Below are 12,827 nucleotides of genomic sequence, written 5' to 3'. Positions count from 1 at the left end.
CCGCCGAGCAGCGGCTGGCCCTGGCCGAGCTGGGCTGCACCGCGGCCCAGGGCTACCACTTCTTCAAGCCCATGCCGGCCGACAAGATTGGCGCGGTCCTCGGCACCCTGCTGGACGAGGCCCGCCCAACGTCTTCCCGCTTCGGGCCGACGGCGCCTCCTAGCCCCCGGGTCGCCTGGCTATGGTCGTCAGGTGAATCGACTCGCCGACGCCACGAGCCCGTACCTGCTCCAGCACGCCGACAACCCGGTCGACTGGTGGCCCTGGTGCGAGGAGGCGTTCGCCGAGGCGCGCCGCCGCGACGTGCCAGTGATCATCTCGGTGGGTTACGCCGCCTGCCACTGGTGCCACGTGATGGCGCACGAGTCGTTCGAGGACGACTCCGTCGCCGCCGTCATGAACGCCGACTTCGTCTCGATCAAGGTGGACCGGGAGGAGCGTCCGGACGTCGACGCGGTCTACATGACCGCCACGCAGGCCATGACCGGCCAGGGCGGCTGGCCGATGACCGTCTTCGCCACGCCCGACGGCACCCCGTTCTTCTGCGGCACCTACTTCCCGAAGCCGAACTTCCTCCGCCTGCTCCAGTCGGTCGCCGCCGCCTGGCGCGACCAGCGGGAGGAGGTGGTGCGCCAGGGCGCCGCGGTGGTCGAGGCGATCGGCGGCGCCCAGGCCGTGGGCGGTCCCACCGCGCCGCTGGAGGCCGACCTGCTCGACGCGGCGGCCGCACAGCTCGCCACGGAGTACGACGAGACGCACTGCGGGTTCGGCGGCGCGCCGAAGTTCCCGCCGCACATGAACCTGCTCTTCCTGCTCCGCCACCACCAGCGCACCGGCTCCGCGCGGAGTCTGGAGATCGTCCGGCACACCTGCGAGGCGATGGCTCGGGGCGGCATCTACGACCAACTGGCCGGTGGATTCGCCCGCTACTCGGTGGACGCGCACTGGACCGTGCCGCACTTCGAGAAGATGCTCTACGACAACGCGCTGCTGCTGCGGGCGTACACCCAGCTCTGGCGGCTGACCGGAGACCGGCTGGCCCGGCGGGTGGCCCGGGACGTCGCCCGGTTCCTCGCCGACGAGCTGCACCGGCCGGGGGGAGGCTTCGCCTCCGCCCTCGACGCGGACACCCAGGGCGTCGAGGGCCTCACCTACGTCTGGACGCCGGAGCAGCTCGTCGAGGCGCTCGGGGAGGAGGACGGCCGCTGGGCCGCCGACCTGTTCGGTGTCACCGAGTCCGGCACCTTCGAGCACGGTGCCAGCGTGCTGAAGCTGGCCCGCGACGTGGACGACGCCGACCCGGAGATCCGTGCCCGCTGGCGGGGCGTCGTCGGTCGGCTGCTGGCGGCCCGGGACACGCGTCCGCAGCCGGCCCGGGACGACAAGGTGGTGGCGTCCTGGAACGGCTTGGCGGTCACCGCGCTCGCCGAGTTCCAGCAGGTCGCCAGGGTCTACGCGAACCCGGACGAGGAGGACGTCAATCTGATGGACGGCGTCGTCATCGTGACCGACGGCGCGATGCGCGACACCGCCGAGCACCTGGCGACCGCGCACATCGTGGACGGGCGGCTGCGCCGCGTCTCCCGGGACGGCGTCGTCGGCGAGCCCGCGGGCGTCCTGGAGGACTACGGCTGCGTCGCCGAGGCGTTCTGCGCGATGCACCAGCTCACCGGGGAGGGGCGCTGGCTGGAGCTGGCCGGGCAGCTGCTCGACGTCGCGCTGGACCGGTTCGCCGCTCCGGGCGGTGGCTTCTACGACACCGCCGACGACGCCGAACGGCTGGTCACCAGGCCGGCGGACCCCACCGACAACGCCACCCCCTCCGGCCGCTCGGCGATCGTCGCGGCGCTGGTGGCGTACTCGGCGCTGACCGGCCAGCCGCGGTACCGGGAGGCGGCGGAGGCCGCGCTGGCCACCGTCGCGCCGATCGTCGCCCGGCACGCCCGCTTCACCGGGTACGCGGCGACGGTCGGCGAGGCGCTCGTCTCCGGGCCGTACGAGATCGCCGTGGTGACCGACCAGCCGGACGACGAGCCGCTGCTCTCGGCAGCACACCGGCACGCGCCGCCCGGGGCGGTGATCGTGGCGGGTCGCAGCGACCAGCCGGGGGTGCCGCTGCTCGCCGAGCGTCCCATGGTCGACGGACGGCCCACCGCGTACGCCTGCCGGGGTTTCGTCTGCGAGCGCCCCGTCAACGAGGTCGACGACCTGGTGGCGCAGCTCGGCCGGCGCTGAGCGAGGCCGGCCGGGCCGGGCTGCCGGGGCTAGCAGGCTCCGGTGGCCTCCGGCCCGTCGCGGCGGCCGAACGTGCGATTCGCCATCCGGAGGCGGCCCTGAGCAGCCGCCCGGATAGGCTTGCGCCGCTATGGATTCCCGTACCGGTCTGCCTGTTGTCGGCATGGTGGGTGGTGGCCAGCTGGCCCGGATGACCCACCAGGCCGCGATCGCCCTCGGCCAGTCGCTGCACGTCCTCGCCCTGGCCCCGGACGACGGTGCCGCGCTGGTCGCCGCGGACGTGCAGTACGGCGATCACACCGATCTCGCGGCGCTGCGCACCTTCGCGAAGGGCTGCGACGTGGTCACCTTCGACCACGAGCACGTGCCGAACGAGCACATCCGCACCCTTGCGGCGGAGGGTGCGACGCTCTACCCGCCGGCCGACGCGCTGCGGTACGCCCAGGACAAGCGGGCGATGCGGGAGCGGCTGACGGAGCTGGGCGCTCCGGTGCCCGCCTGGCGGCCGATCGGCGAGCCGGACGAGCTGGTCTCCTTCGGTGCCGAGACGGGCTGGCCGGTGGTGCTCAAGGCCGCCCGCGGTGGGTACGACGGCCGGGGTGTCTGGATGGTGACCGACGCGGCGCAGGCCGCGGAGCTGGCGGCCACGCTGCTCGCCGGTGGCACCGAGTTGATCGTCGAGGAGCGGGTGCCGCTGCGACGGGAGTTGGCCGTCCAGGTGGCGCGCTCGCCGTTCGGGCAGGTCGCCGCGTACCCGGTCGTGGAGACCGTGCAGGTCGACGGCATCTGTGTGGAGGTGCTGGCCCCGGCGCCGGACCTGCCGGAGGACGTGGCGCTCGCCGCCCAGCAGCTCGCCATCGACCTGGCCACCTCGCTCGGCGTGGTGGGCCTGCTCGCGGTCGAGCTCTTCGAGGTGACCGACGCCTCGGGGCGGCCCGGCATCGTCGTCAACGAGCTGGCCATGCGGCCGCACAACTCCGGGCACTGGACCATCGAGGGTTCCCGTACGTCGCAGTTCGAGCAGCACCTGCGCGCGGTGCTCGACTACCCGATGGGGGACACCTCGCTGGCCGCGCCGGTGGTGGTCATGGCGAACGTGCTCGGCGGTGAGCCGGGCGGGATCTCCATCGACGAGCGGCTGCACCACCTCTTCGCCGCCGAGCCGGGCGCGAAGGTGCACCTCTACGGCAAGCAGGTCCGCCCGGGCCGCAAGATCGGACACGTCACGGTGCTCGGTGACGACCTGGACGACGTACGGGCACGCGCGGTACGCGCGGCGCGCTGGCTGCGCGAGGGTCGCGAGTGAGCGGACGGGCTTCCGATTCCGTCGATGAGAGGCAGAAGAGCGTGACCGCCGTCGGTTTGATCATGGGTAGTGACTCGGACTGGCCGACCATGAAGGCCGCCGCCGAGGTCCTCGACGAGTTCGGGGTCTCCTACGAGGTCGGCGTGGTCTCCGCCCACCGCACCCCGGTGAAGATGATCGAGTACGGCCAGGCCGCCGCCGGGCGGGGCCTGCAGGTGATCATCGCGGGGGCCGGCGGCGCCGCCGCTCTGCCCGGGATGGTCGCCTCGGTGACCCCGCTGCCGGTGATCGGTGTGCCGGTGCCGCTCAAGCACCTGGACGGGATGGACTCGCTGCTCTCCATCGTCCAGATGCCGGCGGGCATCCCGGTCGCCACGGTGTCGATCGGCAACGCCCGCAACGCCGGCCTGCTCGCGGTCCGCATCCTCGGCGCCACCGACCTCGAACTGCGTGGGCGGATGGCCTCCTTCCAGGAGAACCTCGAGCAGATGATCAACGAGAAGGACGCGAAGCTGCAGGCCAGCCTCTCTTGACCCGCGCTGAGCCCTGCACCGGCCGAAGGCGGCGCAGGGCGTGCACCGGCCCGGCGTGCTCTGCTCACACTCGACGGCGCCCGTTGTGACCCTCCGATGTCATCGCATGCCGCGCAGCGCGGTCTGCAGGCGTTCCTGAGCCCGGCGGCGGCGCTCGTTGCTCGCCCCGAGGACCAGCAGGAGGATCCCGACCGGGATCAGCGCCAGCCACGGACCGAAGGCGAAGAGCGCGTGGATCGCGGTGATCGCGGTGACCGTGGCGCCGACGATCACGGGGGCCTGCTGCCGGCTCGACGAGCCGAAGACGAGCACCGCGACCGCGCCGAGCAGCAGCAGCACCTGCCGGAGCGTGGTCGAGCCGGTGGCGAGCACGATCGCGAGGCTCGGCACGAACGCGGCGAGTAGCGCCGGACCGTACGCCACCCAGCTGCTCAGGTCGGGGCGGTGACGCAGCTCCAGCACCCCCACGAGCAGAGCCAGCGCCGCGAACGGCAGCGTGTACGCCTCGGGCAGCGCCACGTCGGCGACCCGCATGAGGATCCACCAGGCGGTGATCTCGCAGACCACCACCGCCCAGAACAGGATCCGTCGCTCCACCGGCCGCCGGTTGGGTCGCGTCGCGGCCACCCCGAGCACCGCGCCCCACGCCGCCAGCAGCGCGGCGATGTGCCGGGGCGAGTCGAACGCCAGCGCCAGCGCGATGAGCGCGGCCGCGTGCGCGCTCCACTCCACCGTGGCCGCCTCGCGTTGCGCCTCCGGACGGCGCAGCCGGGGCAGCATGGCGGCGAAGACCTGCAACGCGGCGCCGACCGCGAGGACCCCGAACGCCGACCAGACCGCGGCCAGTCCGGCGACGAGACCGGCTGTCAGCACGAAGAGCTGCGCCATCAGCGAGGCGAAGAGCCAGCCCAGGATCCGGGCGCGCTGCGTGGTGCCGAAGAGCGCGGCCACCGTACCGACGCCGACCGCTCCGCCGAGGGTGAAGAGGGTCAGCTCCCGGGTGGCGAGGCTGCCGGCGAGTCCCGCACCGCCCGCCGCCAGGCCGATCACGAAGACCAGCACCCGGGCCAGGCGTAGTGAGCGGGCCGGCTCGACCAGCGGCGGAGGTGGGGTCAGGGCGAGCCCGAGCATCGAGATGGTGAAGACGGCGAGCGCGGCGAGGGCGCTCGCCGGCCAGCCGCTGCCCAACGCTGTCGGAGCGATGAGCAGCGTGATCGCCGCGCCCGGCAGCACCACCGGTACCGCTCGCGCACGCCGACCGCCGCTGAAGCCGGTGGCCGCGAGCGTCGCCGTCGCGGTCAGCAGGAGCGCGGTGAGCACGTGCGTGGGATCCGCCGCCCCCGGCGGCGGGGTGAGCAGCTCCGGCGGTGGGCCCTGCCAGATCCGGGTCAGCGTCCGGTGCGGCTCGACCAGCGCCACCGCCAGGGCCTCGGCGATCGAGGCGAGCGCCAGCGCGGTGGGGAGCACGGCCGCGGCCAACGCCCCGGCGGCCGGGCTGACCCGCCAACGGCGCTGTTCCGGGCCGTCGAACCGGCGCAGCGCCCCGTCCAGCAGCACCGACCACCGTCGTACCGGCTGTGCCGCGCCGGTCGGCGGAACGGTGGCCGCACGGACCAGCTCGGCAAGTACGCCGAGCAGCGCTGCCGCGGCCGCGTACACGCCGACCGCGAGGCCGGTGGGGAACGCGGCCAGGGCACTGATGGTCGCGCCACCGACCACGGCCACGCTGGCCCAGGGCAGGTACTGCGGGATGCGGCGGCGGGCCGCCGCCACCGCCGCGAGCCCGAGGCTGGACGCGGCGAGCGCCGCCGTCAGCACCACCTGCGCCGAGTGGCCGAACTCGGCGGCCAGCGCCGCGAGCGCGCCGGGCAGGGCGAGCAACGTGGCGCCCGCGGCGGCGCCGCCGATCTGCGCCAGGTGCGATGGCATGCCCTCGGTCTCGACGTCCTCCACCAGCGTTCCGGCGAGATTGCGGGCCAGCACGGCCACCACGACGCCGATCAGCGCGATGCTGAAGAGTGAGAGCGCGGTCGTCCATGGCCGGACCAGTCCGGCGCCGGCGGCGTGCAGCGCCACCACCCCGGCGACCGTCGCCCGGGAAAGCGCGGCCCGCGGATCGAAGGACGCCGTGGCGGCCATCCCGTAGACGGCCGCCACCATGCCCCCGACCAGGACCGGCGACCACCACGGCAACGCGAACGCGGCCGGCGCGCCGATGGTGGCCAGCACCACGGCGACGCCGGCGACGTCGTAGCGCCACGGTCGGGGCAGGAGGACGGCGGCCGCGAGGGCGAGCAGCCCCAGGGCGATCGGCGCCTGCCAGGTGGAGCCTCCGGTGGGCGCGGCCGGCCAGTCGGAGAGATCACCGTTCCAGATCGGACCGGGGGTGGCGAGCACACCGACCCCGCCGCGCAGCGCGATCCAGCCGGCCGCCAGACCAATCAGCAGGCCGCCCACGGCGATGCCGAGGATCGGGCCGCGCCGCCACTCCTCGGGCATCGCCCGTGCCGCCACGGCCACCACGAGCACCAGTGCGGCGGTGACCGCGAGCTGCCCGCCGGGGGCGAGCACGGCCGCGATCCGGACCAACGTGGCGATCAGGGCGGCGGTCACCGCGGCGGCCGCGAGGTCCGATCCGTCCACGGTGCGGTCGGAGCGACGGCCCGCGTCGATCGACGGGGCCAGGAAGAGCAGCACCGCGGCGACCAGCAGCAGCGCGCCGACCCAGGCGTCCGCCACGGTGGCCCCGGGAGCACCGAACGCGGCTGCCGTCACCACCAGCGCGCCGAGCCCGGTGCCGACGGCGAGCGGCGCCGGAATGTGCCGCTGCGACACCTGGACGATCGCCGCGTACCCGAGGGTCACGCACACCGCCAGGAAGGCCGCCGCGAGCACCGGGACGGTCGCCTCACGAAGGCTCGCCGGGGTGGGAGTCGGATCCGCCGGGGTGGTGGCGGCGACGAACGCGGCCACCGCCCCCGGCAGGGCGAACGCCGCGCCGCCGGCCGCCCACGCCGAGACGATGTCGGCCGGTGCCGGTGCGATCCGGATCCGGGGGGCCACCGCGACCAGGACGCCCGCGAGGAAGAGCACCACCAGCACGGCGGCCGTCAGCGTGGGCCGCGCCAGGGCGGCGCCCGCCCCGAACAGGCCGACCACCGCCGCGCCGAATCCGTGCACCAGCGCGGCCCGTGGGGTGCGGGCGGAGAGGCCGGCCACGCCGAGGCCGACCGCCGCCAGCACCATCGGCCAGGGCGCGACCGTCCAGCTCAGACCGAACGACGCCGGTACGGCCAGCGCGGTCAGCGCCGCGCCCGCCACCGCGAACTCGCGGCGGATCTCCGGCGGCAGGGCCAGCACCGCGGCGACGGTGAGCAGGAAGGCGCTCGCAGCCAGCTGCCAGGCGGCCGGGCCGACCGCGGCGGCGAGCTCGGCGGGGTAGCGGTCGAGGTCGGCGGTCCAGGCGGGCAGCGCGGCGCGCACCGGTGCGACCCCGGCGCGCAGCGCGTTCCCGGCGACCAGCAGCCCGCTCACCGTGAGCGCCACTGCCGAGGCGAGTTGCGGGCCGCGTCGGGCCGCCTCCGGCAGGGCCCGGACGGCCAGGCCGGTGATCGCGATGACCGCCGCGATCAGCAGGAGCGCGCGACCCGGCAGGGCCACCGAGGCGACCCGACTCAACGCGCCGATGACCGCGAGGGTGAGGATGCCCGCGCCGAGGTCCGGCAGGGGCGGGCGGCGCAGCGCGAGGGCTCCGGCCATCCCGACGACCGCGGCGAGCAGCAACACCAGCCCGGCGGCGGTGGCCGCCGGCACGGTGCTCGCGCGGAGCAGGGCGGTCACCGCGTACGCCAGGGCGATCGCGACGGCGATCCCGTGCAGCACCCAGGTCAGCCCGCGTAGCCCCGGCACCGGACGGGGCCGGGCGTCGACGGCCGCCGGATCCGCTGCCGCGACGGTCTCGCCGGCCTCCTCCGGCGCGCCCTCGGGACGGGTCTCGGCGGGGCGCTGCCGGGGCGCGGGCGGGGCTGCCGGGGAGGTGGGTGACGGCTCCGGCAGGTCGCGCCGGACCGGTCGTTCCACGGCCACCGCGGAGCGGGCCAGCCAGAGGTCGAGCAGCGCCACCACGGTCAGTGCCAGGGCCCAGCCGGAAGGTCCGGTGATCCGGTCGTACGCCAGCAGCGGCACCACCGGCTGGGCGGCGAGCACGGTGGCGAAGCGGGGTGCGCGCAGCCCCGTCCAGGCGGCGTAGCCGATCGAGACGGCGGCGGTCACCAGGAGGATCAGCCCGGCGAAGACCGTGCCGGAGGCGCCCCCGTTGCCGATCCGGTCCACCGCCCAGAGCGCGTACCCGGCGAGCGGCACCAACAGCAGACCGACCGTGGCGATGGTCTCGGCGGTCGAGGTGAGCCCACGCCGGGCCAGCACCGGTGGCGCGAGCAGCAGCAGCACGGTGGCGACGAGCAGGATGCCGAGCCGTACGAGCGCGTCCATCGAACTCGTCGCCACCGCGGCGAAGACCACCGCGGCCACGCCGAGCAGCAGTGCGCCGAGCCCGAGCGGGATGTTCTGCACCTCCCGCGAGGAGGCCTCCGGCGGGTGCTCGGGGTCGTCGACGTCCAGCCAGGTCACCGGCGGTGGCGGCGGCGGTGGTTCGGCGGAGCCGGGTGAAGTGCCCTGCCGGGGGACGCGGGGTGGCGCGCCGGTGGCGGCGGTCGGTGGACGCCGGCCGGGACGGCGGCGCAGCACCCGGTGCGGTCGGGTGGCCTGCTTGGTCCGCTCCTCGCCGGCGTGCGCGAGGATGTCCCGCTGGAAGAGGGCGGCCTGCATCTTCGCGGCGATCTGCCGCTGCTCCCGGGCGATGGCGGCCTCGCGGGCCTTCATCTCCGCGATGGACCGCTCGATCTCCGCCAGGTGCTCGACCCACTGTGGTTGGTCGGCGCCGCAGTGCGGGCACCGGTCGGCTGGTTTGATCTCCCGACCGCACGCCGAGCACTGAAAGGTCGCCACGACATCCCCCCACCCGCACTGTGGACCCTCACTGTCGCAGCATGCCCAAATCCGGCGCGATTTTCGACAGTTGTCGGCGGGTCCAGGACAAACGAGCCGGCCGGGGAGAGGAAACGGCCGGCCGCGGAGTAGCTCCGCGGCCGGCCGTCGTGGCGATCCTGATCAGGGGCGACCCATGCCCCGGTACTCCCAGCCGGCCTGCGTCCACAGTGCCGGGTCGAGGCAGTTGCGCCCGTCGACGACCTTGCGGCCGGCGACCAGCTCGCCGAGCGCGACCGGGTCGGCGTTGCGGAAGTCGGCCCATTCGGTGAGCACGCAGACCAGGTCCGCGCCGGTCACCGCTTCGGTCATGGTGCTCTCGTAGGTCAGCTCGGGCATCGCCCGGCGGGCGTTCTCCATGCCCTGCGGGTCGAAGACGTGCACGTCCGCGCCGGCCTTGCGCAGCAGCCCGGCGACGGCGAGCGCCGGGGCGTCGCGTACGTCGTCGGTGTTGGGCTTGAAGGTGGCGCCGAGCACGGCGATCCGGGTGCCGGAGAGGTCGGGGCCGGCCGGGCCGGTGCGGCGGCTGAGGAGGTCCGCGGCGAGCTGGAGCACGCGGGTACGGCGGCGGAGGTTGATCAGGTCGACCTCGTGCAGGAAGCGCAGCGCCTCACCGGCACCCAGCTCCTGCGCCCGGGCCTGGAAGGCGCGGATGTCCTTGGGCAGGCAGGCGCCACCGAAGCCGAGACCGGCCTGGAGGAACCGGTTGCCGATCCGTGGGTCGAAGCCGATCGCGCGGGCGAGCTGGGTGACGTCGCCGCCGGCGACCTCGCAGACCTCGGCCATCGCGTTGATGAAGGAGATCTTGGTGGCGAGGAAGGCGTTCGCGGCGACCTTGACCAGCTCGGCGGTGGCGAAGTCGGTCACCACCAGCGGCACCTCGCGGTCCTCGGTGGCGGCCAGGTCGAAGACGCCCTTGTGCGCGGCGTAGAGCATGCCGTTGGCCCACTCGCTCTTCACGCCGACGACGATCCGGTTGGGGCGGAGCACGTCGTCGACGGCGAAGCCCTCCTGGAGGAACTCCGGGCTCCACGCGACCTCGACCCCGAGGTCGGCCGGCGTGTGCTTGCCGACGAGCTGCTCCACCCACTCGGCGGTGCCGACCGGAACCGTCGACTTGCCGACGATCAGCGCCTTGCGGGTGAGGTGCTGCGCGAGGCCGGTCACCGACGCCTCGACGTACGACAGGTCGGCGCCCATGCCGTCGGCGCGCTGCGGGGTGCCGACGCAGATGAAGTGCACGTCACCGAAGTCGGCGGTCTCGGCGATGTCGGTGCTGAACCGCAGCCGGCCGGCCGCGAGGTTGCGCCGGAGCAGCTCGTCGAGGCCGGGCTCGTGGATCGGCACCTGACCCGCGTTGAGCATTGCGATCTTGTCGGCGTCGACGTCGAAGCCGAGCACCTCGTAGCCCAGCTCCGCGTAGCAGATGGCGTAGGTCGCACCGAGGTAGCCGGTGCCCAGGAAGGTCACCCGGGGCCGGGATGCGCCCGACGGCGGCGTCACCGCGGCGATGGGATGCACCGGCTGGCTGTTGGGGTACGGAATCGTCACGCCTGTCTTCTCCGCTCGCACTGGGCGGCGCACCGTCGCGTCGCTACTGCTGCGGCGCCTGGCCGGGCACCGGAGGGCACTGCTCGTCTTTCTATGGTTGCCGGGCGGCGGCGTTACCCGTCGAGAACGAGCCTACGCCGCGGTAACTTGTACCTGAACCTTGGTCGCTATCCTTCAGTCTGCGCGGTCCGCGGTCAGGAGACGGTACAGACTGCGCATGATAGCGGTGAAGGGGAGGGGCCGGCATGGCCGCAGAGGAGTCGTTCGACGTCTACCGGTTGCCCGAGGAGCACGAGGCGATCCGCGAGGCGGTCCGGGAGGTCTGTGCGGCGAAGGTGGCGCCGAACGCCGCCGAGGCCGACGAGACCGGTGAGTTCCCGAAGGCGTCCTACGACGCGTTGCGCGCGGCGGACTTCCACGCTCCGCACATCCCGGTCGAGTACGGCGGCGCCGGCGCGGACGCGCTGGCCACGGCGGTGGTGATCGAGGAGGTGGCCCGGGCCTGCGCCGCGTCCTCGCTGATCCCGGCGGTGAACAAGCTCGGCACCATGCCGCTGCTGCTGGCCGGCTCGGAGGAGCTCAAGCGCCGCTACCTGACGCCGGTCGCGAGCGGCGAGGCGATGTTCTCGTACTGCCTCTCGGAGCCGGAGGCCGGCAGCGACGCGGCGTCGATGACCACCCGGGCGGTGCGTGACGGGGATCACTGGGTGCTCAACGGTGTGAAGCGGTGGATCACGAACGCGGGGGTCTCCGAGTACTACACCGTCTTCGCGGTCACCGACCCGTCCGCCCGTTCGAAGGGCATCTCCGCGTTCGTGGTGGAGAAGTCGGATCCGGGCGTGAGCTTCGGCGCGCCGGAGAAGAAGCTCGGTATCAAGGGCTCCCCGACGCGCGAGGTCTACCTGGACAACGTGCGGATCCCCGTGGACCGGATGATCGGTGCGGAGGGGAGCGGTTTCGCCACCGCGATGCGCACCCTGGACCACACCCGGGTCACCATCGCCGCGCAGGCGCTCGGCATCGCGCAGGGCGCGCTCGACTACGCCAAGGGCTACGTCCAGGAGCGCAAGCAGTTCGGCAAGGCGGTCGCCGAGTTCCAGGGTGTCCAGTTCATGCTCGCCGACATGGGCATGAAGCTGGAGGCGGCGCGGCAGTTGACGTACGCGGCGGCGGGCAAGTCCGAGCGTGGTGACGCCGACCTCACGTACTTCGGGGCGGCGGCCAAGTGCTTCGCCTCGGACGCGGCCATGGAGATCACCACCGACGCGGTGCAGCTGCTCGGCGGCTACGGCTACACCAGGGACTACCCGGTCGAGCGGATGATGCGGGACGCCAAGATCACCCAGATCTACGAGGGCACCAACCAGGTGCAGCGCATCGTGATGGCCCGCCAGCTGCTGCGCGGCTGACGCGGCGTACCTCGTCGAACCCGGCCCGCCGCTCGGCGGCGGGTCGGGGCGGGTCGGGGGCGGGCCGGCGGTGCCGGCCCGCCCACGGGTCAGCGGATGCCGGGGCTGTCCTCCGGCTTACGGGGCGGGGCGGACCACGGCGACTCCCCGCCGGTGCGCCGGGGGAGCGGCTCGGTCGGCGTGGAGTCCGGGTAGGCCAGGGTGATCGGGGCGGCGGTGTCCCGCTCCGGCGAGGCCACCGGCGGCCAGTCGGTGAGCGTTACGTCGCTCTCCGTGCTCTTCTCCGACTCGGCGGGCGCCGGCTCGCTCGCCGGTGCCGGCCAGGCCCGCCAACGCTGCAGACTGAACGCCGCCATGATCAGCATCGTGCCGATCAGGAAGAGTGTGCCGTTCTCCACCGGCACCTGCAGCGGCAGCGGGTCGCCCAGCACCTTCCACCCGTCCGGGATCCGGTCGCGTACCTCGTACGGCGCCACGAACATCCCGATGTACGGGACGACCAGTAGCAGCCCGGCCAGCAGCGGGCCGACCGGCGAGAAACGCAGCGTGCCGAGCAGGCCCAGCAGGATGCCACCGGCAGCGAGGTAGACGGCCGGCTCGATCAGGTTGGCCGTGTTGAACTTTCCTATCTCCACCCAGCGGCCGATCGTGCCGCTCGACCCGTCCTGCCCGAGCGTGACCAGCACCCAGGTGACAGGCGCCACCACCAACCCTGCGAGGAAGCTCCAGAGATGTCGCATCCGCGCA

General features: G+C 73.9%; 7 protein-coding genes. 4 read left to right on the top strand and 3 right to left on the bottom strand.

Translation table 11 applies throughout. From position 1 onward, the window contains the following. The first annotated feature begins 192 nt into the window (after positions 1-192). From D7044_RS27875 to purE, 3 genes are all read left to right on the top strand, one after another. A complete protein-coding gene (locus D7044_RS27875) occupies positions 193-2,235 on the top strand; it encodes a thioredoxin domain-containing protein (RefSeq protein WP_120690655.1) in 2,043 nt (680 codons plus the stop codon). Between the two features lie 130 nt (positions 2,236-2,365). Then, on the top strand, positions 2,366-3,541 hold the full coding sequence (locus tag D7044_RS27870; protein WP_120673287.1) for a 5-(carboxyamino)imidazole ribonucleotide synthase: 1,176 nt from the start codon (positions 2,366-2,368) through the stop codon (positions 3,539-3,541). A 41-nt stretch (positions 3,542-3,582) separates the two neighbouring features. Next, positions 3,583-4,074 (top strand): 5-(carboxyamino)imidazole ribonucleotide mutase, encoded by a 492-nt coding sequence (purE, locus tag D7044_RS27865; protein ID WP_120690654.1) that lies wholly within the window; start codon positions 3,583-3,585, stop codon positions 4,072-4,074. Between the two features lie 99 nt (positions 4,075-4,173). Here purE and D7044_RS27860 read toward each other — a convergent pair whose 3' ends face one another. Beyond that, the gene (locus D7044_RS27860; protein ID WP_120690653.1) at positions 4,174-9,081 is read right to left on the bottom strand and encodes an SCO7613 C-terminal domain-containing membrane protein; all 4,908 of its coding nucleotides are present in this window, start codon (positions 9,079-9,081) and stop codon (positions 4,174-4,176) included. A 162-nt stretch (positions 9,082-9,243) separates the two neighbouring features. Then, positions 9,244-10,671 (bottom strand): UDP-glucose dehydrogenase family protein, encoded by a 1,428-nt coding sequence (locus D7044_RS27855; protein WP_120673284.1) that lies wholly within the window; start codon positions 10,669-10,671, stop codon positions 9,244-9,246. Between the two features lie 245 nt (positions 10,672-10,916). Here D7044_RS27855 and D7044_RS27850 point away from each other — a divergent pair, with 245 nt between their 5' ends. Further along, positions 10,917-12,080: an acyl-CoA dehydrogenase family protein gene (locus D7044_RS27850; protein ID WP_120673283.1), complete on the top strand. Its 1,164-nt coding sequence runs from the start codon at positions 10,917-10,919 to the stop codon at positions 12,078-12,080. Positions 12,081-12,169: 89 nt separating this feature from the next. On the opposite strand, the gene D7044_RS27845 is transcribed toward D7044_RS27850, so the two are convergent. After that, entirely contained in the window at positions 12,170-12,820 is a 651-nt protein-coding gene (locus D7044_RS27845) for a hypothetical protein (protein WP_120690652.1), read from the bottom strand. Between the last annotated feature and the right edge of the window lie 7 nt (positions 12,821-12,827).

Origin of the sequence: Micromonospora musae (genome assembly GCF_003626635.1) — a bacterium.
GTDB classification, from domain to species: Bacteria; Actinomycetota; Actinomycetes; order Mycobacteriales; family Micromonosporaceae; genus Micromonospora; species Micromonospora musae.
The sequence above is the reverse complement of the archived record's forward strand: the minus strand, read 5'-3'. Positions and strand labels throughout refer to the sequence as shown.

Coding starts and splice junctions, on each gene's coding strand:
- D7044_RS27850 (WP_120673283.1), top strand. CDS start 10,917: ATGGCCGCAGAGGAGTCGTTCGACGTCTACCGGTTGCCCGAGGAGCAC.
- D7044_RS27845 (WP_120690652.1), bottom strand. CDS start 12,820: ATGCGACATCTCTGGAGCTTCCTCGCAGGGTTGGTGGTGGCGCCTGTC.
- D7044_RS27870 (WP_120673287.1), top strand. CDS start 2,366: ATGGATTCCCGTACCGGTCTGCCTGTTGTCGGCATGGTGGGTGGTGGC.